At 50.1% G+C, this 23,792-nt stretch carries 25 protein-coding genes; 21 read left to right on the top strand and 4 right to left on the bottom strand.

What is annotated here, in order from left to right; genetic code table 11:
* The first annotated feature begins 4 nt into the window (after positions 1 to 4).
* The 13 genes from HV314_RS07450 to HV314_RS07510 are packed head-to-tail and all read left to right on the top strand — an operon-like array spanning position 5 to position 14,664.
* Positions 5 to 1,675 carry a portal protein gene (locus tag HV314_RS07450; RefSeq protein ID WP_181547735.1) on the top strand — a complete coding sequence of 557 codons (1,671 nt, stop codon included), beginning with the start codon at positions 5 to 7 and terminating at the stop codon, positions 1,673 to 1,675.
* Entirely contained in the window at positions 1,672 to 1,968 is a 297-nt protein-coding gene (locus HV314_RS07455; protein ID WP_181547737.1) for a Bbp19 family protein, read from the top strand. Before HV314_RS07450 ends, HV314_RS07455 begins: the two co-directional genes overlap by 4 nt.
* Positions 1,969 to 1,970: 2 nt before the next feature.
* Positions 1,971 to 2,681: a peptidase gene (locus HV314_RS07460; protein ID WP_181547739.1), complete on the top strand. Its 711-nt coding sequence runs from the start codon at positions 1,971 to 1,973 to the stop codon at positions 2,679 to 2,681.
* Between the two features lie 14 nt (positions 2,682 to 2,695).
* Positions 2,696 to 3,682 (top strand): major capsid protein, encoded by a 987-nt coding sequence (locus HV314_RS07465; RefSeq protein WP_181547741.1) that lies wholly within the window; start codon positions 2,696 to 2,698, stop codon positions 3,680 to 3,682.
* A 51-nt stretch (positions 3,683 to 3,733) separates the two neighbouring features.
* The gene (locus HV314_RS07470) at positions 3,734 to 4,174 is read left to right on the top strand and encodes a Bbp16 family capsid cement protein (protein ID WP_080160427.1); all 441 of its coding nucleotides are present in this window, start codon (positions 3,734 to 3,736) and stop codon (positions 4,172 to 4,174) included.
* Positions 4,175 to 4,184: 10 nt separating this feature from the next.
* Positions 4,185 to 4,610, top strand: a complete 426-nt coding sequence (locus HV314_RS07475) for a hypothetical protein (RefSeq protein ID WP_181547743.1) — start codon at positions 4,185 to 4,187, stop codon at positions 4,608 to 4,610.
* Positions 4,611 to 4,661: 51 nt separating this feature from the next.
* The gene (gene gp10, locus HV314_RS07480; RefSeq protein ID WP_003037867.1) at positions 4,662 to 4,985 is read left to right on the top strand and encodes a capsid staple protein; all 324 of its coding nucleotides are present in this window, start codon (positions 4,662 to 4,664) and stop codon (positions 4,983 to 4,985) included.
* Positions 4,985 to 5,590, top strand: a complete 606-nt coding sequence (locus HV314_RS07485) for a hypothetical protein (protein WP_181547745.1) — start codon at positions 4,985 to 4,987, stop codon at positions 5,588 to 5,590. Before gp10 ends, HV314_RS07485 begins: the two co-directional genes overlap by 1 nt.
* Positions 5,590 to 8,067, top strand: coding sequence for a hypothetical protein (locus tag HV314_RS07490; protein WP_181547747.1), 2,478 nt, complete (start codon positions 5,590 to 5,592; stop codon positions 8,065 to 8,067). Before HV314_RS07485 ends, HV314_RS07490 begins: the two co-directional genes overlap by 1 nt.
* A complete protein-coding gene (locus tag HV314_RS07495) occupies positions 8,067 to 8,531 on the top strand; it encodes a hypothetical protein (RefSeq protein ID WP_181547756.1) in 465 nt (154 codons plus the stop codon). The genes HV314_RS07490 and HV314_RS07495 overlap by 1 nt, the downstream gene beginning before the upstream one ends.
* On the top strand, positions 8,531 to 9,073 hold the full coding sequence (locus tag HV314_RS07500) for a virion core protein, T7 gp14 family (protein ID WP_057520420.1): 543 nt from the start codon (positions 8,531 to 8,533) through the stop codon (positions 9,071 to 9,073). The genes HV314_RS07495 and HV314_RS07500 overlap by 1 nt, the downstream gene beginning before the upstream one ends.
* Positions 9,074 to 9,085: 12 nt before the next feature.
* On the top strand, positions 9,086 to 11,776 hold the full coding sequence (locus HV314_RS07505) for a transglycosylase SLT domain-containing protein (RefSeq protein WP_181547757.1): 2,691 nt from the start codon (positions 9,086 to 9,088) through the stop codon (positions 11,774 to 11,776).
* Positions 11,776 to 14,664, top strand: coding sequence for a hypothetical protein (locus HV314_RS07510; RefSeq protein ID WP_181547758.1), 2,889 nt, complete (start codon positions 11,776 to 11,778; stop codon positions 14,662 to 14,664). Before HV314_RS07505 ends, HV314_RS07510 begins: the two co-directional genes overlap by 1 nt.
* Before the next feature lie 52 nt (positions 14,665 to 14,716).
* On the opposite strand, the gene HV314_RS07515 is transcribed toward HV314_RS07510, so the two are convergent.
* The 3 genes from HV314_RS07515 to HV314_RS07525 form a co-directional block, all read right to left on the bottom strand.
* Positions 14,717 to 15,259: a DUF2335 domain-containing protein gene (locus tag HV314_RS07515; RefSeq protein WP_149911320.1), complete on the bottom strand. Its 543-nt coding sequence runs from the start codon at positions 15,257 to 15,259 to the stop codon at positions 14,717 to 14,719.
* Between the two features lie 497 nt (positions 15,260 to 15,756).
* On the bottom strand, positions 15,757 to 16,122 hold the full coding sequence (locus HV314_RS07520; RefSeq protein ID WP_181547759.1) for a hypothetical protein: 366 nt from the start codon (positions 16,120 to 16,122) through the stop codon (positions 15,757 to 15,759).
* Positions 16,119 to 16,463, bottom strand: a complete 345-nt coding sequence (locus HV314_RS07525; protein ID WP_181547760.1) for an Arc family DNA-binding protein — start codon at positions 16,461 to 16,463, stop codon at positions 16,119 to 16,121. The genes HV314_RS07520 and HV314_RS07525 overlap by 4 nt, the downstream gene beginning before the upstream one ends.
* A gap of 110 nt (positions 16,464 to 16,573) precedes the next feature.
* On the opposite strand from HV314_RS07525, the gene HV314_RS07530 reads away from it, so the two are divergent.
* The 3 genes from HV314_RS07530 to HV314_RS07540 all read left to right on the top strand — a co-directional run bounded on the left by HV314_RS07530 (position 16,574) and on the right by HV314_RS07540 (position 18,203).
* Positions 16,574 to 16,735, top strand: a complete 162-nt coding sequence (locus HV314_RS07530) for an Arc family DNA-binding protein (protein WP_181547762.1) — start codon at positions 16,574 to 16,576, stop codon at positions 16,733 to 16,735.
* A gap of 70 nt (positions 16,736 to 16,805) precedes the next feature.
* Positions 16,806 to 17,753 (top strand): phage antirepressor N-terminal domain-containing protein, encoded by a 948-nt coding sequence (locus HV314_RS07535; RefSeq protein WP_181547764.1) that lies wholly within the window; start codon positions 16,806 to 16,808, stop codon positions 17,751 to 17,753.
* Between the two features lie 48 nt (positions 17,754 to 17,801).
* The gene (locus HV314_RS07540; RefSeq protein WP_181548094.1) at positions 17,802 to 18,203 is read left to right on the top strand and encodes a hypothetical protein; all 402 of its coding nucleotides are present in this window, start codon (positions 17,802 to 17,804) and stop codon (positions 18,201 to 18,203) included.
* Between the two features lie 28 nt (positions 18,204 to 18,231).
* Here HV314_RS07540 and HV314_RS07545 read toward each other — a convergent pair whose 3' ends face one another.
* A complete protein-coding gene (locus tag HV314_RS07545; protein ID WP_181547766.1) occupies positions 18,232 to 18,492 on the bottom strand; it encodes a hypothetical protein in 261 nt (86 codons plus the stop codon).
* 195 nt (positions 18,493 to 18,687) lie between these two features.
* Between HV314_RS07545 and HV314_RS27325 the strand changes: the two genes are divergently transcribed.
* The 5 genes from HV314_RS27325 (at position 18,688) to HV314_RS07570 (ending at position 23,393) form a co-directional block, all read left to right on the top strand.
* Positions 18,688 to 21,219, top strand: coding sequence for a hypothetical protein (locus HV314_RS27325; protein ID WP_326928842.1), 2,532 nt, complete (start codon positions 18,688 to 18,690; stop codon positions 21,217 to 21,219).
* 373 nt (positions 21,220 to 21,592) lie between these two features.
* Positions 21,593 to 21,997, top strand: a complete 405-nt coding sequence (locus HV314_RS07555) for a putative holin (protein WP_001275998.1) — start codon at positions 21,593 to 21,595, stop codon at positions 21,995 to 21,997.
* Positions 21,984 to 22,292 (top strand): phage holin family protein, encoded by a 309-nt coding sequence (locus HV314_RS07560; RefSeq protein ID WP_016046623.1) that lies wholly within the window; start codon positions 21,984 to 21,986, stop codon positions 22,290 to 22,292. The genes HV314_RS07555 and HV314_RS07560 overlap by 14 nt, the downstream gene beginning before the upstream one ends.
* Entirely contained in the window at positions 22,282 to 22,908 is a 627-nt protein-coding gene (locus HV314_RS07565; RefSeq protein WP_181547768.1) for a glycoside hydrolase family 19 protein, read from the top strand. The genes HV314_RS07560 and HV314_RS07565 overlap by 11 nt, the downstream gene beginning before the upstream one ends.
* On the top strand, positions 22,905 to 23,393 hold the full coding sequence (locus HV314_RS07570; protein WP_181547770.1) for a DUF2514 family protein: 489 nt from the start codon (positions 22,905 to 22,907) through the stop codon (positions 23,391 to 23,393). Before HV314_RS07565 ends, HV314_RS07570 begins: the two co-directional genes overlap by 4 nt.
* Positions 23,394 to 23,792 lie beyond the last annotated feature (399 nt).

A 23,792-nucleotide genomic window follows, 5' to 3' on the forward strand; every position in this document is an offset into this window, starting at 1 on the left:
AGAGATGGCGGAAACCGAAAAAGAGCGTCTGCTGAAGCAACTCGCACAGTTGAAGAGTGAGCGCACATCGTTCGAGTCGCACTGGCGTGACCTGAGCGATTTTATCAATCCGCGCGGTTCCCGCTTTCTGACGTCTGATGTAAACCGTGATGATCGTCGTAACACTAAGATTGTTGATCCTACCGGCTCAATGGCTCAGCGCATTCTCTCCAGCGGCATGATGTCAGGCATCACCAGCCCTGCCCGTCCATGGTTCAAACTGGCAACACCAGACCCTGACATGATGGATTACGGACCGGTTAAAGTCTGGCTGGAAGTCGTGCAGCGCCGTATGAACGAAGTGTTCAACAAGTCGAACCTGTATCAGTCATTGCCTGTCATGTACACCAGCCTGGGTACTTTCGGTACCGCCGCTATGGCCGTGCTCGAAGATGACCAGGACGTTATTCGCACAATGCCTTTCCCGATTGGCAGCTACTACCTGGCTAACAGCCCGCGCGGCAGCGTCGATACATCCTTCCGCCAGTTCTCCATGACCGTGCGCCAACTGGTGCAGGAGTTTGGGCTGGATAATGTCAGCTCATCGGTGCGGGGGATGTGGCAAAACGGCACGTATGAAACGTGGATTGAGGTTAACCACTGCATTACGCCAAACATCAATCGCGACACCGGGAAGATGGACAGCAAGAACAAGCCGTTCCGCTCCGTGTACTTTGAGACTGGCGGCGACTCCGATAAGTTGCTGCGTGAGTCCGGCTTCGATGAATTCCCGATCCTGGCGCCGCGCTGGGAAGTTAACGGCGAAGACGTTTACGCATCTTCCTGCCCTGGCATGCTGGCACTCGGTCAGGTTAAAGCGCTTCAGGTTGAGCAGAAGCGTAAGGCTCAGCTCATCGATAAGGCCACTAACCCGCCGATGGTTGCACCTACCTCGCTAAAAACACAGCGTGTTTCCCTGCTTCCTGGTGATGTGACGTACCTCGACGTGTTGAGCGGTCAGGACGGTTTCAAACCTGCTTACCTGGTCAACCCGAATACCGCCGACCTGCTTGCTGACATTCAGGATACCCGCCAGACCATCAACAGCGCCTACTTCGTAGATCTCTTCATGATGCTGCAGAACATCAACACCCGCTCTATGCCGGTGGAAGCGGTGATCGAGATGAAGGAAGAGAAGCTGTTGATGCTTGGCCCGGTGCTGGAGCGCCTGAATGACGAAGCGCTTAACCCACTTATTGACCGCGTGTTCTCCATTATGGCGCGCAAGAACATGCTTCCGCCACCGCCGGACGTTATGCAGGGTATGCCGCTGCGTATCGAATACATCTCCGTGATGGCGCAGGCACAGAAATCTATCGGCCTCACCAGCCTTTCGCAGACCGTTGGATTCATCGGTCAGCTCGCACAGTTCAAACCTGAAGCACTCGACAAGCTCGATGTTGATGAGGCTATCGATGCGTTCTCCGAAATGTCCGGCGTATCGCCAACTGTAATCGTTCCGCAGGAGCAGGTGCAGGGTATTCGTGAAGAACGCGCCAAACAGGCACAAGCCGCACAGGCACTGGCAATGGGACAGGCCGCAGCGCAGGGAGCCAAGACTCTCAGCGAAACGCAGACAACTGACCCGAGCGCATTGACCGCTATGGCTAATGCAGCAGGAGCACCGCAGCAATGATGGATATCGACGACGAAGGCCGTAAAGCAGCGCTTGACGCTAGACAGCATCTTCTGGCGCAGCGCGATATCGACGACATCCAGTTCGTTATGGGAAGCGAGCAGGGCCGACGCGTGATCTGGTCACTGCTTGAGAAAGGTCAGGTGTTCGGAGCCTGCTTCAACGTAGACCCGCACATCACAGCATTCAACGAAGGGCAGCGCAACCTGGCTCTGGTTCTGTTTCAGCGCGTCATGACGCACTGCCCCGATCAGTATCTGAAGATGGCCGCAGAGGCCAGTGAACAGGAGTGACCATGAATTTATTTGAACGTTTGCTGCATCGCCGTCTTTGCAATGAGCAACCTGCTGATGGTGGCGCAGCTCCTGCTGCATCTGAACCCGCAGCATCAACTGGTGATAATCCGGCACCCGCTGGAGATCCGGCTAAACCAGAAGGCGATAAGCCACAACCTGGTGCTGAAGGCGACAAGCCTCAGGAAGAAAAACCTGCTGATGTTGATAAGCCAGAAGAGAAAAAGCCAGGCGAAGAAAAAGAGCAGAAGCAGGAAGGCGCGCCGGAGAAATACGAGTTCAAACCATCTGAAGGTCAGGAGCTTGATGCTGCTGCTCTGGAACAGTTCGAACCGATCGCCCGTGAACTGAACCTCACCAATGAGCAGGCGCAGAAGATGGTCGACCTGTACGGCACCAAGATCATGCCAATGGTCCAGCAGCAACAGGTTGAAGCATGGCAGAAAACCACCGAGCAGTGGGCTGCTGACGTTAAGGCAGACAAGGAGATCGGCGGAGATAAGCTCACCGGTAACCTGAGCGCTGCACAGCGTGCTCTTGCTCAGTTCGGTACGCCTGAACTGAAAGAATATCTGGAAGGCACTGGCCTGGGTAATCACCCTGAACTGGTGAAGGCCTTCGTCAAAGTCGGTAAGGCCATGTCAGAAGACGGCATGGTAACCGGGAAAGAAAGCGGTCAGCGTAGTGCTGCCGAAGTGCTCTATGGCAAATAAGAGAGGAAATAACCATGGCTGTTAAAGGCTTAACTGCGCTGACGCTGGCAGACTGGGGTAAGCGCATCGATCCAGACGGGAAAGTCGATAAGATTATCGAACTGCTTTCCCAGACAAACCCAATTCTCCTGGACATGATGATCATGGAGAGTAACTCTCCAACTGGTCATAAAACCACTGTACGCACTGGCCTTCCTGATGCGACGTGGCGTCTGCTGAACTATGGCGTACCGAACAGCAAAAGTACTACTGCTCAGGTTACTGATACGATGGGCATGCTGGAAACTTATGCAGAAATCGATAAGTCTCTGGCAGATCTGAACGGTAACACCGCTGAATTCCGTCTGTCTGAAGATCGTGCATTCCTTGAGGCAATGAACCAGAAGATGGCTCAGACCCTGTTCTATGGTGATACCAGCGTTAATCCGCAGCAGTTTATGGGGCTGGCATCCCGTTATTCCAGTAAATCAGCAGGTAACGGGCAGAACATTATCGACGCTGGCGGAACCGGCACTGATAACACTTCTATCTGGCTGGTTGTGTGGGGTGAAAACACTGTTCACGGTATTTTCCCTAAAGGCCAGAAAGCCGGCCTGCAGATGCAAGACCTCGGTGAGCAGACTCTGCGCGATTCTGCTGGTGGTCAATATCAGGGTTACCGAACTCACTACAAGTGGGATAACGGCCTGACACTGCGTGACTGGCGCTACGTTGTTCGCATCGCCAATATCGATGTGAGCGATCTGTCTGTTCCAGCTTCTGCTGCAAACATCGTCACCCAGATGGTTAAAGCGCTGCACCGCGTTCCTAACCTGAAGATGGGGCGCGCGGCTTTCTACATGAACCGCACCGTTGCTCAGGCGCTCGATCTGCAATCTCTGGATAAAGCTTCTCTGGCTCTGTCCGTCAAAGAGACTGAGGGCGAATGGTGGACCACTTTCCGTGGCATCCCAATCCGTGAAACCGATGCGATTCTGGAAACAGAAGCGCGCGTTGTTTAACGCCTGTTATTAACTGATGGGCCCTAACCGGCCCATGAATGGAGAAAGAAAATGATCCTCGACAAACTGTTGATGTTCTCCGAGAAGCAGGCGGTTACAGCTTCTGCTGCTTCTACGGATGTGATTGACCTTGGTCCTATCGACGGCACCCGCCGCGATATCGGCGTTGGTTATCCGCTGGAGTTCTGGGCAACCGTTGACACTACGGCTACCGCTGCCGGTGCTGCGACCCTGAACGTTCAGTTACAGACCAGCCCGGACAATTCCACCTGGACCACTATCTACGACAGCGGCGCTCTGGCACTGGCTGCGTTGACAGCTGGAAAGCGCCTGTTCTCTGCGAAGGTTCCGGCTGGGGTTCAGCGCTATCTGCGCGTGAACTACACGGTAGGTACTGGCCCGCTGACGGCTGGCGCATTTACCTCGGGTATTAACCTGGATGTTGATAACAACAGCCCGTACTACCCGACTCGTTCAAAAGTGACTGGCTAAGGGGATAGCGATGTCAGGTGAAAAAGCAAGATACCGCGTCCTGCGTTTATCACATATTCATAACAACCTATGGCCTGAAGGTTCTGAAGTTGAGTACGACGGTGAGCCGGGAACGGCGCTGGAGCCGCTGAACGATGCTGCACGTGCCGCAAAGGCTAAGGCAAAGCACAAAGGTGAACCAACTGCTGTCGTTGCTGAGCGGGAGCCGCTGAACGATGCTGCACGTGCCGCAAAGGCTAAGGCAAAGCACAAAGGTGAACCAACTGCTGTCGTTGCTGAGCGGGAGCCGCTGAACGATGCGGACAGCGCTGATGATGGTCTGGATAAACTCCGCGAAGAGTATGAGTTTCTCTTCAACGAGAAACCGCATCACAACGCTAAAGCCGAAACGCTCCGCGAGAAGATCGCAGATAAGCGTAAAGAACTGGGCGTCTAAGCCTCGCTAATCAAACAGGGGGCTTCGGCCCCCTTCTTGCAGGAGTCCGTTATGGATCTGGTAAACCTCAAAACCGGCACCGACACCTATCAGGATGAGGATGGCAAAACCCAGACTCGTGATGATTATCCGTGGGGCCTTTGCATTGAGTTGAACAACGAGACGCTCGCCAAGCTCAAGGCAACGCCTCAATCCGCTGGCACTGAAGTAATGATCACCGCAAAGGCAACTATTCGCTCAACGTCTACCCGCGAAACGGAAGATGGAATGCAGCATAACGCCAGTCTCCAGATCACTGATATGGCACTCAGCCCAGTATCCGGTGAGCAACCTAAATCAGCAGCGCAAACTCTCTATGGCGGGGAGGATGATTAATGGCCTCCGTTATCGAGATCTGCAACCGCGCGCTGAGCAATATCGGCAACAGCCGCAGCATTAACAGTCTTAACGAAGCCAGCAAAGAAGCCGGGCAATGCTCCCTGCATTATGATGCTTGCCGCGATGCTGCTCTGGCTGATTTCGACTGGAACTTTGCTACCAAGCGCGTTGCGCTGGCTGATACCAATAATCCACCTCCTGACTGGCAATACGCTTACCAGTATCCATCTGATTGCGTGCGCATAACCGAGATAATGCCGACCGGACTACGCAATCCTACCGCCGCTCAGCGCATTGAATATGTTGTCGGTTCAAATGAGGATCTGACAGGTAAGCTCATTTACACCGATCAGCCGAAAGCGTGGTTGAAATACGTAGCGCGGGTTACTGACGTCAATATGTATGACGCCATTTTCATGGAGGCGCTTTCATGGCGTCTGGCTGCAGCCATCAATATGGCGCTGACAGGTAGCGCAGATCTCGGTAACAACGCACTGACGATGTACAACCGTGTGATCATTAGTGCTGGTTCCCACAGCCAGAACGAATCACAGGAGCCACAACCGCCGGTAGATGAGTTCACAGCAGAGAGGTTGTCATAATGGCTTTTAGCTGGATTCAACCGAGCTTTGCCGGTGGTGAAATTGGTCCGTCACTGTACGGCCGCATTGATATGTCGAAGTATCAGGTGGCGCTTCGCAAGTGCGATAACTTCATTGTTCGTCAGTATGGCGGTGTCGAGAACAGACCCGGTACACGCTTTGTTGGCCCAGCTAAATATCCTGATCGCAAGTGCCGGTTAATCCCGTTTCAGTTCTCGACCGTCCAGACCTACGCGCTTGAGTTCGGTCATAACTATATGCGCGTCATTAAAGACGGCGCTTATGTTCTGACGACCAGCAATGTGATTTATGAGCTGGCAATGCCGTATGCTGATACCGACCTGTTCCGCATAAAATTCACGCAGAGCGCTGACGTTCTGACGCTGGTACATCCTGCATACCCGCCGAAAGAACTGCGCCGTTACGCACACGACAACTGGCAGATCGTCGATGTCACCACCAAAAACGGACCATTCGAAGATATCAACGTTGACGAGACAGTGAAGGTATACGCCAGCGCCAGCACAGGAACCATTACGTTGACGGCAAGTTCTGCCATCTTCGGTGCTGAGCAGGTCGGAAAATTGTTCTATCTCGAGCAGCCTGCTATTGATTCCGTACCGGTATGGGAAACCAGCAAGACCACAGCAATCAACGATGTGCGTCGTGCAGACAGTAACTACTACCGTGCCAATACTGCTGGCAAGACAGGGACACTTCGACCATCCCACACTGAAGGTATGTCGTGGGATGGCTGGGGCGGTACTGGTTCAGATGATACCGGGATCCAGTGGGAGTACCTGCACAGCGGTTTCGGCATTGCCAGAATCACAGCAGTGGCTGGCGATGGCCTGACAGCAACTGCCGATGTGGTGTCGTTCATTCCGTCTCAGGTAGTTGGCTCCACTAACGCAAGCTATAAGTGGGCGAAATACGCGTGGAACAGCGTTAACGGCTACCCGAGCACTGTTGTTTACTACCAGCAGCGCCTGTACTTTGCCGCGTCTACCGCGTACCCACAAACCATATGGGCGAGTCGCACCGGCGATTATAAGGACTTCGGCAAGAACAACCCGATTCAGGATGATGATCGCATTATCTACACTTACGCCGGGCGGCAGGTGAATGAGATCCGTCACCTGATTGACGTTGGTAATCTGGTTGCGCTGACTTCCGGCGGGGAATATACGATATCCGGGGACCAGAATAAGGTTCTCACGCCGTCAGCGTTCTCGTTCAGCTCTCAGGGGAATAACGGATCCAGTAACGTACCACCTATCGCAGTGGCTAACATTGCGTTGTTCATCCAGGAGAAAGGCAGCGTTGTGCGAGATCTGGCGTATTCCTTCGATGTTGACGGGTACCAGGGGACGGACCTGACGATACTGGCAAACCACCTTTTCCAGAAACACAGCATTGTTGACTGGTCCTTCTGCATCGTGCCGTACAGCAGCGCGTTCTGCATTCGTGATGACGGTAAATTGCTGGTGTTGACCTATCTGCGCGACCAGCAGGTTTTTGCATGGGCGCCACAATCAAGCGCCGGTAGGTACGAAAGCACCTGCTCCATCAGTGAAGGCAGCGAGGATGCTGTTTACTTCGTGGTTAACCGTACCATCAACGGACAGACAAAACGTTACATCGAACGCCTGTCCAGTCGCCTTTTCACCAATGATGAGGACGCGTTCTTTGTCGACTGCGGTCTGAGCTACGACGGGCGAAATACATCATCACGCACAATGACCATCAGCGGTGGAAGCGGTGACTGGAGCTATCAGGTTGATTACCCGGTTACTGTGAGTGGTGGGGCTTACTTCGTCGGTACGGATGTTGGCGCACAGATCCAGTTCCCATATACCGTCACGGATCCAGAAACTAACGAACCTGTATCCATGGAATTGCGAGGCGATATCATCTCCGTAACCAGTAATACCGCGGTTACCGTACGATTCAATCGCAACGTTCCGGCGATACTTCGCAATGTGGCCACAACTAACTGGCAAATGGCTCGCCAAACGTTCGGTGGCCTGTCGCACCTCGAAGGGCAGACGGTAAACATTCTGTCAGATGCCAGCGTTGAACCACAGAAAACAGTAACCGGTGGCTCTGTCACGCTGGAATCACCCGGCGCAGTTGTGCACATCGGTCTTCCTATTACTGCTGAATTCGAAACTCTGGATATCAATATCAACGGGCAGGAAACGCTGCTGGATAAAAAGCAGGTCATTCCTACTGTAACGATGGTGGTCAACGCAAGCCGAGGCATATGGGCAACAACTCCGGGTGGAACCTGGTATGAATATCCGCAGCGGGAATTTGAGTTCTACGACGATCCTGTTGATGACTCTACCGGCAAGGTTGAAGTAAAACTCGACAGCAACTGGAATAAAAACGGACGTGTTAAGGTTCGCCAACTCGACCCGCTTCCGCTTTCTGTTCTTGCTGTATTGCCTCGCCTTACTGTCGGTGACTTCTGATGATTAACGCTCAGATCGTACCCGCTACCGCAGAGCATATCGAAGCAATTATTCCACTTGTTCGTCAGGCAGATATTGACGAGTTTCTGGCAGCCAATGGATGGAGTCCGCGCCGCGTGCTAGAAACTGGTCTGCGCACGTCAACATTTTGCTGTGCCGGATTGATTAACGGTGAAGTGGTGACTGTCTTTGGAGTAGCACCAGCATCGATGATCGGCGGCAGCGGAATTCCATGGCTGGTGGGCACTGACGCACTGGAGAAATACCAGCGCACCTTCCTTCGCCGCTGTGGGAAAGTGGTCAATGCAATGCTTACTGTTTACCCGTATCTTGAAAATTATGTTGATGCACGTAACCACACTGCGCGCATTTGGCTTCACTGGCTGGGATTCACCATCGACGAAGCTCAGCCATACGGCATTAATAACCTACCGTTTCACCGTTTCCACATGGAGAGAAAATAATGTGCAGCCCGGCTATCGCTCTCGCTGGCGCCAGTGTCGCTTTAAGTGGCGTTTCAGCATACAACCAGTACCAGCAAGGTAAGTATTCGTCTGCTGTTGCCGAGCAAAATGCAGAAGTGGCCACGGCACAGGCACAGGATTCTATCAACCGTGGAAATGCTCAGGCTGATGAGGTTCGACGTCGCAATCGTCAGGCCGCCGGTACCCAGGCGGCAACCATGGGGGCTACAGGTGCAGATCTATCCACTGGTGTAGCGCTGGATATCTTTGGTGATACGGCTCAGTTTGGTGCACTGGATGCGCTGACAACGGTCAATAACGCTCAGCGTGAAGCGTATGGCTATCAGGTTCAGGCAGAAAACTACAAAGCTCAGGCCAGCTCAGCACGCAAGCAGGGGAATATGGGCGCATTCACTACATTGCTGACGGCACCTCTTCAGGCATATGGAGCGTACCAGATGGGCGGCGGAACGTGGTCGCCATTCACCCAAAGCAAAGCGGCACCGATCAGTGCAGCTATCGGCACGCCAACCGGTCGATAAGGAGAAACCAAAATGCCAGTTGTACCTACAGTTAACGGACGCCAGGTAGAAAGCAGAGGGTTTCAGTCTCCGGGGTTTCAGGCTTTTGATCAGCCAAACATCGATGATGCTATCGTTGATGCTGGAAGCAAAGCTATCAACGTTTTTGGTCAGGCTAAGCAGAGGGCTAATGTGGCTCTTTCCCAAGAGGCTAGTTTAAAGCTCAGTCAGGCTGAAGAAGATTTAAAGACCCAGCTATACAGCCTGAAGGGTCAGAACGCCCTTGGTAAAGGACACGAGTTTACGCAGCAATACGATGAGCAGATCCAATCGCTGTCTGCATCTTTACCTGATGACGCATCTCGCCAGATGTTCATGCAGCAGGCTCAGCAGCAACGCATCCAGTTTCAGGGTAATGTAGGTCGCTATGAGCAGGGGCAGGTTAACGAGTTTGAGAGTAATCAATACGATGCCACCAGACAGCTACAGATTCAGAAAGAGGCTGACTCATGGAACAACCCACAGGAGGCGGTACTAGCAAAAAATATCCGCACAGTAGCAACTGCAAGATTTGGCGCTTCAAGAGGGTGGTCACAGGAACAGATTCTGGCCGCCATTGAAAAAGATAACCTTGCCGCTACTGAGATGAGAGCGAAGAACTACGCGGTTGATAATCCACTGGGATGGATAAATGGCGAGTTTTCGGCAGATGATGCCGGCGGATTGGATATGCGTGCTGTCGGTATTGTCGAGTCTGGGGGAAAGCATCTTAATTCTGACGGTTCAATTATTACGTCTTCTGCCGGTGCTCAGGGGCGCTTTCAGTTGATGCCAGAAACAGGGAAAGAACTGGCTGCACGGCGTGGGATTCAATACAACCCGTCAGACGAAGAGCAGCACACCATGCTGGCATCGGATTTTGCTCAGGAATTGTCAAACAAATACGGTTCTGAATTGCTGGCTGGAGCGGCTTATAACTGGGGGCAGGGCAATGTTGACAAGCTTATTGAAAAGATTGGTGATCCAAGAAAAGGCGAGATATCTCAGGCCGACTTCATAAAACAACTACCATCTGAAACGCAGGGATGGATTTCACGGTACCGTAAAAATAAAACCGGTATGGACCCTGTTACAGTTTATCAGATTGATAATCTTGCAAACGCTCAGATTGAGAAGCAGAGAAAGCTGGTTCTTAATGAACTTGAGCCACTGCTGAATAATACAATGGCGCAGCTCAACAATGGTGAAGTGCCAGATGCCGTTCCATCGATCCCTGCCATTATGTTTAGCTATGGTGAACAGGGAAAGAAAATGGTATCGCAGCTTGATATTGCCATGGACAATGCAAAAACATTCCAGGCCATTCAGTACCTTTCACCAGAGCAGCAGCAACAGGAACTACTCAAAAAGAAACCTGAGGTTAACGATCCTGATTACGCTTTGAAGCTGGAAGCATATGGAAAGTTATCTTCTTTGGTTAGCCGGTCAAATGAAACCATACAGGCGCAGCGGGACTCACGTCGATTCAATGAAGCGCTTTCAATGGGTGAAAAGCTGGACCCTGCAAATAAGTCCATGCAGAAAGCTGCCGACTATACGCAGACTGCTCAGAATTTCAGAATTAACGACGGTTCTACGCATGACGGAGTCGTCCAGCTAGTAGCCCAAACCGGCATTATTCCATCGCAGGTTACATCACAGTTGTCTGCTATATCTCGATCTCGTAGTCCTGATGTTGTTAAGCAGGGGGCTGATCTGTTTAACCGCCTGTATGACGCAGATCCTGCTTCTGTCGGTGATATGCCTAAGGATATGCAGGGATTCTATCTTACCGTTAAACAGCTTACAGATTCTGGTATGGCCCCTGAATCAGCCATCGAACAGGCACAAAACCTGACTTACAACCAGACAGATGCGCTTAAGGCTCAACTGGCATCTACTCAAAGCACTAATGAGTATAAAAAAGACCGGGTTAAGGCGATGGACTCCGCCGTCAGCAATATGGCGCAATGGTTCCGCTTGGATCCATCAGCGGATGACCAGACGCCGGAAGCGGCCAGATTCCGCAATGATTATCAGGCGCTGTACGACATTAACTATCGCACCACTGGCGGCAATGCTGATGCGGCGAAGAAAATGACCAACCAGCAGATCGCCAGGACATGGAGCATCAGCGAAGTTAATGGCAGCGCGAAGCTGATGAAGTATGCACCAGAGGCGCTTTACAATTATGGTCCTTCCGGATGGCAGGCAGAGCAATGGAAGTCCGAGAAAGAGCAACTGATGTATGGCGATCGCAAAGACCAGATCGTAACTAGCCCAACACAGTTGGGTATTACTTCTGGTTCCGCTGGGCCCGTAACTACTAAAACTCCGGAGTCGCGCATTGGTGGTGAGCTTGAGATCACCCCAGATGTACTGACTGCGAGAAATGGTGATTACGCAATCATGGTACGGACGAAGGACAAAGACGGCATCGAGGCGGTCCAGCCGTTCTACGACAAATTTGGTAGCCCAATGCGCTGGAAACCATCTCTCGAAGAATGGGAGCCATATAAAAAATCTATACAGGAAAGGGAGCAAAAATATCAGGAAGAAATCATTAGGGGCCAGGAAATTCGCGGCTTTAAAGATAAGCACCGTGCGATAGATGAACAGTATCGCAGGTTCCACGATGATCGTGTTAATCGCTTCAAAAACTATTTCTCATGGAGTAATGAATAATGCCTGTGTATTCCTCGCCAGAAGAACTTAACAACGGGTTTACTCCTGCTGGCAGTGTCTTGCCCGCGCCAACCGGGTTTGATGTCCCTTTACCTGAAGGAACCAACCCGGAGCCGCAACAGCCAGAGCCATCTGTATGGGGCGCGGCATTCCGTCGTAATAACATTTTGAGCGGACTGTTCCGTCCTGCTAAACAGTTTGAGCCAGTAGAAGGATATAACCCCTATACAGATAAAAGCGAACTTCATGGTTATGAGCAATGGGGATCTGATTTCGCTGATTCTCGCTCGCCTGAGGAAACTGCTTGGTTGAAACAGCAGATCGACGACCAAAACGAAGATCAGGGAGTGCTTTATGATGCCGGTGGTGAAGGTGTTCTTGCCAGTATTGCCGCAGGTATGGTCGATCCTGTCACCGTCGCCTCGTTGTTTATCCCCGGCGCGCAGGGCGGCGCAGTGGCCCGCATAGCGTCACAGGCTGCAATCGGCGCGGTTGCAACAGCGGCGAGCGAGGTGGTGCTGAATAATCAGCAGATAACCCGAACCTGGGGGGAAAGTGCTGCACACGTCGCCGCGGGCGCTATGTTAAGCGGTATCTTTGCAACTGCTGGCGCGGCTATTTCCCCAACCGTCAGGAACGCGGCCACCAGAGAACTCGGTGACGCGCTGGATAACGCCAGCGTGACTGACTCTGTTGGACGTGCTCTGGATTCATCTCCGGACGGCGGCAGCGTCGGGGCAATGAGGATCAACGAAGCAAGTCTTGATGACCTGACCCTGGCGGGTGGTCCGGTAGCTGACGCTGCATTGCGGGCTGGTGGATATATGACGCCTTTGACCAGAACGATGACATCGCCATCACGAAACACCCGCGTGGCGGCGCTGGAGCTGGCGGAGAACAACTTTACGCTGCGCGGGAACGAGCGGGGCTATGCGAGCCCGGTCGCTGCTGAGACCCGAGTGCGCGCCTGGCGCCGCGAAGAAGCCGCTGTTGTTGTTACCAATAAGCATGCATATTCCCAGTATAAGGCCGGTGGTGGCGACATGAATTTCACCGCGTTCCGCGAAGAGGTCGGGAACGCAATGCGTAATGGTGACGTGCATGCAAACTCGCTGGTGCAGGACGCGGCGCGGGCGCTGCGGCAGGTAGTCGACAGGGTTAAGGTGGCGCAGCAGGAGCTGGGTCTTTTGCCGCCGGACGCCGAGCTGAAAGCTATCGGGCAGGCCAGCTATTTCCCCCGCGTCTACCGCGTCGGGAAGATCGTCAACGAGCGCGACCAGTTCCGCGACATCCTAGTTGGCTGGTGGTCAAGGGGGCCGCAGGCAATGTCGAGGGAGGACGCTGAAATAGTCGCCGACACCACCATTAATAAAATAGTCGGTGCCAGGATCCCCCAGGACTTCGTGAACGTTTTCACCGTTAAAGCACCGGGCAGCACGCGCTCAAGAACACTGAGTGTTCCCGATAGCCTGATGCGCGACTACCTCGAAAGCGATGCCAACTATGTCCTGCAGCGTCACATCCGTGAGACCACGCCCGAGTTAGAGCTAACCAGAAAATTCGGCAACAGCTCCATGGAACGGCAACTGAAAGACATCCAGGACGAATATGATGAGCTGATTCGCCAGCGACCGGCGGAGCAGGCGAGCCTGGCAAAGTCCCGTGAGAATGATATCCGGGATATAACTGCTATGCGTGACAGGCTGATTGGCACTTACGGCATGCCTGACGATCCTGCGTCATTCTTTATCCGCGCCGGGCGGGCGATGAGAAACGTTAACTTTGTCACAAAGCTTGGCGGCATGACGGTATCGGCTATACCTGATCTCGCCAGGGGGGTGATGACAAACGGCTTTACGAACACCATGAAGGGTTACGGCGCACTGATCTCCAGATCCCCCGCACTGAAGCTCGGCAGGGATGAAATGCGGAAAATGTCTGTGGGGCTTGAAACCGTGCTCAATACGCGATCCCGGTTGATGGCAGACTTGGTGGACAGCTCCACGCGGGCCAATGCCGTCGAAGCTGGGCTGGATAAGGTGACTGACGTATTTGGCAAGCTGACAATGATGGGGCAGTTCAACGACATCAACAAATCGATAAACGGCATGGTGACCTCGGACCTGCTCCTGTCCGGCGGCGTATCCCGGGCGAGGATGGCGAAGCTCGGCATTAACGACAATATGGCTCGCCGTATCAACGCTGAGTTTCATAAGCATGGCGAGGTGATTGACGGCTGGCATATCGGGAACTTTGAAAAGTGGGATGACCAGCACGTTGCCGGGGTGTTCCAGTCCGCTGTGCTGAAGGACAGCAACAACATTATCATCACCCCAGGCATTGGCGATACGCCACTCTGGGCCAGCAGCCCGGTCGGGCGAACTGTTTTCCAGTTCCGATCCTTCACCACCGCATCATACAACCGTGCCACGCTGGGCGGCCTGCAGGAGGGCAGTGCGCAATTCTACTATGGCGCAGCATTCCAGATAGGCCTCGGCGCGCTGACCTACGCACTGAAGATGGCAGCCAACGGCAGAGACGTTAACTGGGCACCGGAGAAACTGGCGCTTGAGGGGATCGACCGTTCTGGTATTCTCGGTCCGCTGATGGAATACAACAACATGGCGGAGAAGGCCACGGGCGGGATGATTGGGCTTGGCGCGCTGCTCGGTACTGGTACACAGTCGAGATATGCCAGCCGTGGATTTATTGGCTCGGCTCTTGGCCCAACGTTCGGCCTGCTGGACACCATTACTGATGTGACTGCTGGGGTGCTGAATGGTGACGCTGGTGACCGGGTGATGCATAATGTGCGAACACTTCTTCCTGGCAACAATCTGTTCTGGATCGCGCCGTTGATAAACCAAGTAGATCCAGGAATGAGGTAGTGTGACATGTCACAAAGGCCGCCGCACCCACAAAAAAAGCCCGCGACGCGGGCTAATCTTCTTCTGGCGTTTTATCTTCAGCATTCTTCTTTATGCTTGGTTTTTGCCGGAGAACAAAAATACCGGCTACTGCAACAACAGTGCCTATTACTGTTCCTGCCAGAACTTCATGACCAGTTAACCCAAGCATGGTGGCACATGCAACTGTAAAGATAGTAGCGCCAAGGCCGTATAATTGACCTCGCTTATCTCTGTTGATTGCGCCATCAAGGGCCTTTTCTTCCATTCTCTGACGGTGAGAAAACTCCTTCTCCGTCAACTGGAAGATACGTTCAGGGGCATCAGGTAGAATATCCTGATAGCCTCTAAGTAAATCGGGTGGTGGTAGTGGGCCCTGAAAAGCATGGTGAGCGACAACTATTTGTTGAATTTCAGGGCGGTCGAGCACCCTGGCAAAAGCATCAGGGTGTTGAATAATATCGTTACTAAGCTCTTCGTCTACTTCTTCAAATGCAGCGTTATCTTCTGGTTGACCAATAGAGCTTGGCGTATTTATTGAAGTCATCTGTGGTTGAGGTTTGTTTTCTTCCTGCATCTTCTTGGCTAACCTTTGATCCTTTAATGACAAATACCTTGCCCTTGGCCGCCTCGATCCTTCTACCATCCGATGTCGTGATGTGTCGGGCAAATCTAACCTCAGAACGCCTCATGTCATCTCCCACAGTTTTCATATCCCGGGAAACAACGCTTCCTTTGGCGTCCCTTCTGGCAAATCCCGAATAGTCAGAGCGAGGAGCGATACCCAAAGGGCTCCCTGACTCTAAAGCCAGCTCTTTGCTATATCTTCTGCTCATACATACCTCAATAGCTATAAGGCAACTAACGGCGCTATTCGACAAAGGTCGGATTACCTTTTGGGTAAGCTTAATCAAATTTGAGTAAGTGCGCAATGAAACCATACGAACTAAGGCGAACTATGGCGATTTGTGGCGAACAGATTTGAAGGCGCGTCCATGCGCCGTTGTCATCAGAACTTACCAGCCATGCTGTTGATGTACTGCGCGTGAGTCTGGATATCGCGCAGGCATTTGCTTATTTGAGAAATTTTCTAAACAGGAAGGAAATCAATAAAACACCGATGATTATGCTCAACACCCAAGCCGACATTACAAACTTAAACTCACTATAGCTTTCAACGCCAAAAATCTGTTTTTGCGCATCAATTTGCTGTTTTATAGCAAACGTTTCTTGTGGCGACATGGAGTCTACAAACTTCATAGCAAACGATTCATAGCCTGAAATTTCACCATTTATTTTGTATGGGTTATACCCTTTAACTTCAGGAAAATTTGGTATTGGAGCTAATGCGTCAACAATGCTAAATGGCTTGTGGTCCCCATCTGGCTGTGGATTTGTTGGTAAGCTGGGTCGCACCTCACCGGCAGTTATTGGTTTCATTTGATTTTCTCGCGCAATTTCACAAGCTCTGATCTTAATAGCACCAGCGGTGTCATCGCATCCACGATCGCGATAGTAAGTTTATCAAATTCCTTCTGCCACTCCTCACTGTTGCCATCATCAGGTAGTGATTTCGCCAGCTCCCGGTAACGCTCAACCAGTTCTTTGTGGCTGCCAATGGCAACAGCCGGGGCACCAGAAAGCGCATCCTCAATTATCTGCACGATCTCTGAGTTCATGGATCGGCCGTTGCTTTTGGCGCGTTCAGCTACGGCGTCGCGCATCCCATCGGGGAATCTAACCGTGAACTTATCCTGCGTCTGACTTGGGAATTTGTCCATTACGACCTCAAATAAAAAATATTGTAGAGGCTACTTGACTCTATCTGCAATCGTGGTAATTTGACTCTAGAGGCAAATAGCCTCCATGCAACCAAAGAGGAAATATTGAGATGGATAAGAACGACGCAAAACTGACCCTTCGTTACCCACAGCAGGTAAAAGAAGCGTTTAAGAAAATCGCAAAAGAAGAGGGGTTGTCTGAAAACTCAGCTTTAGTTCAGGCTCTTGTGTGGGCTTTGAAGTTCAGAGAGAAGATGGATCATGCTCAGTAAAAATAGTGAAGCCCAACGGTGGTCAGACCGTCAGGCTCCGAATTTGTCAGCAACTATCAGGTAAACCGACATGAATACTTTAGCACTGAAGCAAAATCATTGCACCATCAGCGTACCATTCCACGGTGCAGATCTGTTTGTTGTAAATCATAACGGCGAACCTTACACCCCGATGAAGCCGATCGTTGAGGGTATGGGAATGGACTGGATGGGGCAGTACACAAAGCTCAAACAGCGATTTGCTAAAGGTATAGAGGAAATCTCTATACCCACCGCAGGCGGCATGCAGAAGATGATTTGCCTCGCCCTCCGTAAACTGAACGGCTGGCTCAATACCATCAGCCCAAACAAGGTTAAGCCAGAAATCCGTGACCGCGTGATCCAGTATCAGGAAGAGTGTGACGATGTTCTCTACGAATACTGGACTAAGGGCCAAGTGGTTAACCCGCGCAAAGCTGTGAAAACTCAGCCGGGTAAAATCACCGCCGATCAGCAGTTCGCCATTAAAGAAATGGTTATGTCTCGCGGTCAGGCTCTTCCAAAAGATAAGCAGGCAAAGGCCATTATTACTATGTGGTCTGCGCTAAAATCACACTTTGGCGTTTCATATAAAAATATTGATGCCGGGCAGTTCAATGAAGCCGTTTCCCTCGTCGCCCGGATTCCTCTGGAAGGTGAGTTGATCACTGCAAGAGAATCCCTTCTTGTAGAAGAAAAATTGAGCGCAGAGGTAGTCGCTGCAATCCGTGGCGTAGTAAAAAATAATACGAAGCGGTATGAGGTCGCGCTTAAGCCTGGCTATCATGAACTGATTCATTCACCTGAAGGCGTTGCTGGTCTGACAGAGCACTCACTGTTGATGAACTTGCTTCGCCAAATGGACAAGGATGGGCATGATGTTGAAGGTGCATTCGCGGAGCTGACAACTCTCTTTTGTTATGTGAAAGGCGTAAGGCGCTGTATTGGCGACATTACAACGAGTACGCAGTACATTCTTAAACAGGTAAATGAGTTTTAATATTAATAAGGCCGAGAGATCGGCCTTAATTCTGAGGGGAATAAGGTGATGAACGGAAACAATGACCTTTGCTTTAAAGATAATGAGTCAGCATTTGATTATGCATGTAAATATTGCACAACTGATATTGCTGAAAGGCAGGGGCTTATTGCTCTTGTTATTACGGATCAGGAACCAGATGATGATGGTAACGCAATTTATGCTGTGAAGATTTCTTCTGATGATGGCGGGTTTATTGTGCCAGCTATTTTCATGAAAAATAAATCAGATGTAGGTACATCTCCTTTAAGTAAAGGAGACCTTGTTATCTGGGTTCCGTCTCAGTACTCAGACGAAATGGCAAAGACTTTAGGCGATAAACGTAAGGGATGGATGGGATATTTAGCTGCAAAGGCTGAGCCTAAATTGAGCCTGTCAGAAGGCTGGTGCATTAAAGAACGTTACATCTAATAAAATGGCCGCTTTCGCGGCCTTTTCTTTATGTGGTTTGTCTTCGTATCTGTTCAACACAGTAATCGAGATGCGTTTGCACATCCTTCATGGATAGTTGTGAGCTGGTGACATAGTTCACCAGTGCAGTAAGTTCGGCCAGCGGCCCGTCGACGTTGAATCCGTCTTTATCAAGTTCCCGCAATAAAGTCATAAGATGCGAGTTCTCCACCAGGGATATGACGCCTCCCGGCGTGTGTACTCTTTCATAAAATCCATCTTCCAGTGGATGGTGATACCGCTGTTGCATTAACCATTCTCCATACAAACACTGTATATATATACATATATCAGATGGAACATCGTTTCACCAGTATGATTTTTAATTACCTGTGAGGTAATAACTTGGTTGATTGCCTTTTGTGCGATTCATATATGGTTCATTGGGTAATAGAATGACCAGTAGTGCGGCGCGCCGGGTGCTGCGACTATCTGGAGTTACAACATGACGGTCTCAACCGAAGTCGACCACAATGAATACACAGGGAACGGTGTTACGACGTCATTCCCCTATACTTTCAGAATTTTTAAGAAGTCCGATCTCGTTGTGCAGGTTGTTGACCTGAGCGAGAACATTACTGATTTGGTTCTGGATACTGATTACACGGTGACGGTGGCTGGTGGATATACTGGCGGAAATGTCATCCTCACAACCGCTCTTGAAAATGGTTTTCGTATTTCTATAGCGCGTGAACTACCCGTTACCCAGGAAACAGATTTACGCAATCAGGGTAAATTTTTCGCAGAAGTGCATGAAGACGCTTTTGATAAGTTGACCATGCTGATACAGCAGGTACGCAGTCGGTTAAGATTGGCTCTTCGTAAGCCATCATTCGTGGCAAATTATTATGATGCTCTTGGCAACTACATCAGAAACCTGCGAGACCCTTCTCACCCGCAGGATGCTGCCACAAAAAATTATGCTGATACATTAAGCGCAACAAACGAATCTTATACTGATTCGTTGTTCAGTAGAACGTTACGTACAGGAGAAAGTATTACACAATTACCATCTATAGAGTTCCGTAAAAATAAAATTATTGGAATGGATGATAATGGCAATCCAATAATGATCATTCCTGAATCTGGAACGGCTTCAGAGGTACTTATTGAGTTGGCAAAGCCAACAGGAACCAGGATGATAGGTGATCCGTTAGAAGGTAATTTATATAAATCACTAAATAAAAGAATATACATATTAAATTCAGTGACTGATCTTCTTAACAAAGATTTTTCCGGCTTAGATGAAGAGTTGAATGTTTATACATATGCTAATAAATATTCAATAAATATTATTTCTGAATGGAAGGTTAATAAAACAAAGGATGATGATACATATTCAATTTCTTTACCTTCAGGATATTTTGCAAATTTAATTATCAAGCCTGAGATGAGCTATGCAGCGTTTGATTTTGGAAGTTCAGACCCGGTAAAAAATTCCGAATCGGTTGCTGAAGCTTGTAGAGTTGCTCGCGCAAATCATCTGATGAGCAAACTCACATTCCCGTCAGGAGTTTACGTTGCTGATAAGTTTGATTTAGATGTTGACCGTCGTGGGTTTACCTTTTCCGGTGCTGGAAATGACGCAACAATAATCATGTCAACGTCATCGGACATTTCAATGCACCACGTTGGAGTTGACCCGCGAGATAGAAACCGAGATAGATTACACTGGCACCAAATCGTTGAAGGTTTTACTATTAATGGAAATGTTTCTGATAATGGAGCTAATGCAGCAACTCGCGCTATATATACAGCTCCTTATGCAACTATAAAAAATAAATCAATAAACCACCGTATTAGTAACTACGATCTATTGCATCTTGTTTTGTATTGGTATGGTCACTCACAAGGAGCGATAAATGGTGTGACTTCAACAAAATACGGAATTCGCGTTCGCAACAATTCTATAAAGATTATGGGTTATATCGGTGGGGTTACAGGTCAGTGCACTGTTTCTATTGAAGGAATGAGTACGACACTCATCTCGGCTGTTGCTGTAGGAGATACTATCGTCACGGTCAATGATGCGTCTGGTTTCGACACATGGTTTGAGATCGCTTTTACCAATTCAACAGGCGGTGTAGAGACTCGTCGTATAACGGTAATCTCGGGAAATGTTCTGACACTTGATCGCGCAATGACCTCCGCGTTTCCTTCTGGAACAAAAGTTGAGGTTCCGCTTGTTGGAACAGCTGTAGTATCTTCTACAATAGAGACTGGAGAGATAAGAATTGGTGACAGCCAGTCAACATATTTGGCAGGTAATTATAGTGAAGAAGCAAAGATATACCTCACTAAGTACGTGCGAGCGTTAGTGATCACAGGAATGTCAACAGCCGAGGCATCCCCAGCCATTTCAATTAATGTGGATAAACGATCCTCTATCAAAATTGAAGGAAACGATACCACTTTTTCTATTGCTGTTAACATTACAGATCGCTCCGGGGTTGTGGGGGAGCGTATAGATTTATATAGTGCCCCTAAGCTGGATATTAGAATGAACACCCGTGTCCAAAACCCAATAATTTTGAATGGGGTATATGGATTCAGCAGCCTTCGTATTGAAAAAACGTTCGATTCAGTTTATAAGGATGATAGATTTACTAAGATGACTTTCTCAGGATTCAATCACGCTGCGCCTGCAGGAGGGTCAGTAACTGAAGTAATGAAGTTCTTCCAGGATGCTGTGCAGTTCGGTTTTGACGGTTACACGTTTGACCTGGATATTACGTGTCGTCGCGATGGTGCGTCGGCAGCTGTTACGCCAGGGCTACTGAAGCGATACGGAACATCATCTGCAGCACCGGCTGCGCAGAACTCCGCTCCGATAAGCCTGTTTTCCGATTTCAATTCCACAACTGGATACGATGTATTTATAGGATCCTCTGGTAACCGAGGGTCTATCCAAGTAAGGCCGCATCCGTCTGCTCCGATAAGTATTTCGTTAAGTGGAGTAGTTGAATCAATCATTTAAAATTCCGGCGCCATGGCGCCGGATATTCATTAATTAATTTTACTGAAAACGTTTCTTACAATTAATTTTGCACAAAAGAAATATGATAACTGTCAGATAAGACGGGCTCCCCATCTTTAGTTAAAGATACGCATGAATTTTTATCATGTACACTTTTGTTTGTGTCTATAAATTCAACGTTCTTTTACCAAGATAAGTCGCATCGTAGTCAAGCATCACAGCATTCTTGGTAACTGTGAAATTCGCATCATTATATACCAATTAGGTAATTTCGGTAAGAGTAATCTGATCGAAGGTAAACCATATACGGTTTATTGTGTATGATGAACTCACCAACTAAGGGGTTCATTATGCGCAGTAAATGGTGGTTGCTATGTCGGCACAGCTAACCAGTGAGTCTTTAAATCAGTGGCTTAGCATGGGTTCTCTGGCTGCAGTAATCGCAGGAGTTCCTCCCGAGGTGGCGCTTGGTGCTTTATCAGGTGCGGTAATATTTATTACCTCTGCCGTTGAGTATCCAATACGCCGCCGGGTTCTCCTGTCGATGCTCAGCTTCCTATGCGGGCTTCTTTTCTATAAACCAACTGCATCAATCCTTATCGGCGTAGCCAGCCTGATCCCAACTATCACGCAGGATTCATTCGAGAAAGGGATCGTCTTCTCTGCTGGCGCGTTCGTGTCGGCAATCGTCGCAGTACGTATTGGTATCTGGCTCTATCACCGCTCCGACAATCCACGCGATTTAATCCCGGGGAGAAAAGACGATGACAACTCATGAGCTGCTTTTACTGATTGCCAATGCGGTTATCTGTTCTGCGATAGCAATCCGCGTCGGAACCTTCCGGCGTAATGGTTCGCAACATCGTCGGTGGGGGGGGTGGATAGCCTACTTCCTTATCGTGGCATCTGCCAGCATCCCCGTCCGCGCCGCATATGCAATCTGGTATCACACACCAATGGCCGCTGATTTATCAGAGGTAATCATCAATGCTGTCATGCTTGCCGCCGTTCTGAAGACACGCGGTAACGTCGTGCAGATATTCAAAATATCGAGGTCTCAACATGGACATTAACCAGTTCCGGCGTGCTGCCGGTATTACTGAGCAACTGGCCGCGCGCTGGTATCCACATATCTCCGCAGCCATGAATGAATTTGGCATTACCAAGCCAGATGACCAGGCGATGTTTATTGCGCAAGTCGGTCATGAGTCCGGAGGGTTTACCCGGTTACAGGAAAACTTCAACTACAGCGTATCAGGACTGTCGGGTTTCATCCGCGCCGGGCGTATCACTCCAGACCAGGCTAATGCGCTTGGCCGTAAAACGTATGAGAAGTCTCTTCCGCTGGAACGCCAGCGCGCGATCGCCAATCTGGTGTACAGCAAACGCATGGGCAACAACGGTCCTGGCGACGGATGGAATTACCGTGGTCGCGGGCTTATCCAGATCACCGGTCTGAACAACTACCGGGATTGCGGTAACGGTCTGAAGGTTGATCTGGTAGCGCAGCCTGAACTGCTGGCACAGGATGAATACGCAGCCCGTAGCGCGGCGTGGTTCTTCGCCAGTAAAGGTTGTATGAAGTATCCAGGCGACCTGGTGCGCGTCACGCAGATTATCAACGGTGGCCAGAACGGTATCGACGACCGGCGATCGCGTTACGGTGCTGCCCGTAAGGCGCTGTTATGATCTGTTCATTAGTCAAAGCGTACTGGAAACAGTTGCTTATCGTGGTGATGCTTGCTGCTCTGGTAGTCGGTGGCATGGTTGCCTGGAATGTTCATGGCAACCGCCAGTATGACGCCGGGTATGCGCAAGCGCAGGCAGATCAGAAACAGGCTGATGATAAGGCCAGGTCACAACGTGATCAGGAGAAGACGCAAATTGAACGTGAAGCACAATCCCGTATCGATGTGGCGCGTATTGACGCTGAGCATGCTAATACCGCTGCTGACGGCCTGCGCGCCGAGCTTGACAAAACCAAGCGACTCGCCGAACACTATACCGGATCTTTCCCCACTGGCACGCCAGCCAGCAAGGTCATCGGTGTGCTCGCCGACATGCTTGAAGAAAGCAACCGATCTTACATCGCAGCAGCAGAAGAGGCTGAGCGATATAGGGATGCAGGACTCACATGCGAGCGGCAGTACGACTCCCTGAAAACGGGGTACTGATTTCCGGTGACGGTATATAAAACGGTATGAAAAATTCTGTTTCTTTAAAAGTTGTTACCAGTCAATTGCTTATGTGATTCGTAAATAATTGAGTGGGAATAATATTCCTCCCGTTTAGCGGTTTCTGAACCGGTAGTATGTAAAAGCCCTCTGTTTACAGAGGGCTTCTTATTGCGCGAATTTTATCGATGCGACTGTCCTGCTCGATAGTAGGGTTAATCACGCACTTAACGTCTGCGATCCATTCAACACCGCTTCTTATTTACGGAAATAATGAAAAGTACTCATGGTATTACCCTGTGGAATTTAATAATGGTAACAATTCAGATAAGCATTTAATTTCATGCTAAATATGAATGTTTTAGTCAGTGATATTTTCTAGCGATATTAATTAGCGTC

It is taken from the genome of Citrobacter sp. RHBSTW-00887 (genome assembly GCF_013728095.1).
In the GTDB taxonomy this organism is placed as follows: domain Bacteria; phylum Pseudomonadota; class Gammaproteobacteria; order Enterobacterales; family Enterobacteriaceae; genus Citrobacter; species Citrobacter braakii.

Bases quoted from the DNA above. Each gene is read 5' to 3' on its own strand.
- HV314_RS07450 (WP_181547735.1), top strand. From the start codon at position 5: ATGGCGGAAACCGAAAAAGAGCGTCTGCTGAAGCAACTCGCACAGTTG.
- HV314_RS07455 (WP_181547737.1), top strand. From the start codon at position 1,672: ATGATGGATATCGACGACGAAGGCCGTAAAGCAGCGCTTGACGCTAGA.
- HV314_RS07460 (WP_181547739.1), top strand. From the start codon at position 1,971: ATGAATTTATTTGAACGTTTGCTGCATCGCCGTCTTTGCAATGAGCAA.
- HV314_RS07465 (WP_181547741.1), top strand. From the start codon at position 2,696: ATGGCTGTTAAAGGCTTAACTGCGCTGACGCTGGCAGACTGGGGTAAG.
- HV314_RS07470 (WP_080160427.1), top strand. From the start codon at position 3,734: ATGATCCTCGACAAACTGTTGATGTTCTCCGAGAAGCAGGCGGTTACA.
- HV314_RS07475 (WP_181547743.1), top strand. From the start codon at position 4,185: ATGTCAGGTGAAAAAGCAAGATACCGCGTCCTGCGTTTATCACATATT.
- gp10 (WP_003037867.1), top strand. From the start codon at position 4,662: ATGGATCTGGTAAACCTCAAAACCGGCACCGACACCTATCAGGATGAG.
- HV314_RS07485 (WP_181547745.1), top strand. From the start codon at position 4,985: ATGGCCTCCGTTATCGAGATCTGCAACCGCGCGCTGAGCAATATCGGC.
- HV314_RS07490 (WP_181547747.1), top strand. From the start codon at position 5,590: ATGGCTTTTAGCTGGATTCAACCGAGCTTTGCCGGTGGTGAAATTGGT.
- HV314_RS07495 (WP_181547756.1), top strand. From the start codon at position 8,067: ATGATTAACGCTCAGATCGTACCCGCTACCGCAGAGCATATCGAAGCA.
- HV314_RS07500 (WP_057520420.1), top strand. From the start codon at position 8,531: ATGTGCAGCCCGGCTATCGCTCTCGCTGGCGCCAGTGTCGCTTTAAGT.
- HV314_RS07505 (WP_181547757.1), top strand. From the start codon at position 9,086: ATGCCAGTTGTACCTACAGTTAACGGACGCCAGGTAGAAAGCAGAGGG.
- HV314_RS07510 (WP_181547758.1), top strand. From the start codon at position 11,776: ATGCCTGTGTATTCCTCGCCAGAAGAACTTAACAACGGGTTTACTCCT.
- HV314_RS07515 (WP_149911320.1), bottom strand. From the start codon at position 15,259: ATGCAGGAAGAAAACAAACCTCAACCACAGATGACTTCAATAAATACG.
- HV314_RS07520 (WP_181547759.1), bottom strand. From the start codon at position 16,122: ATGAAACCAATAACTGCCGGTGAGGTGCGACCCAGCTTACCAACAAAT.
- HV314_RS07525 (WP_181547760.1), bottom strand. From the start codon at position 16,463: ATGGACAAATTCCCAAGTCAGACGCAGGATAAGTTCACGGTTAGATTC.
- HV314_RS07530 (WP_181547762.1), top strand. From the start codon at position 16,574: ATGGATAAGAACGACGCAAAACTGACCCTTCGTTACCCACAGCAGGTA.
- HV314_RS07535 (WP_181547764.1), top strand. From the start codon at position 16,806: ATGAATACTTTAGCACTGAAGCAAAATCATTGCACCATCAGCGTACCA.
- HV314_RS07540 (WP_181548094.1), top strand. From the start codon at position 17,802: ATGAACGGAAACAATGACCTTTGCTTTAAAGATAATGAGTCAGCATTT.
- HV314_RS07545 (WP_181547766.1), bottom strand. From the start codon at position 18,492: ATGCAACAGCGGTATCACCATCCACTGGAAGATGGATTTTATGAAAGA.
- HV314_RS27325 (WP_326928842.1), top strand. From the start codon at position 18,688: ATGACGGTCTCAACCGAAGTCGACCACAATGAATACACAGGGAACGGT.
- HV314_RS07555 (WP_001275998.1), top strand. From the start codon at position 21,593: ATGTCGGCACAGCTAACCAGTGAGTCTTTAAATCAGTGGCTTAGCATG.
- HV314_RS07560 (WP_016046623.1), top strand. From the start codon at position 21,984: ATGACAACTCATGAGCTGCTTTTACTGATTGCCAATGCGGTTATCTGT.
- HV314_RS07565 (WP_181547768.1), top strand. From the start codon at position 22,282: ATGGACATTAACCAGTTCCGGCGTGCTGCCGGTATTACTGAGCAACTG.
- HV314_RS07570 (WP_181547770.1), top strand. From the start codon at position 22,905: ATGATCTGTTCATTAGTCAAAGCGTACTGGAAACAGTTGCTTATCGTG.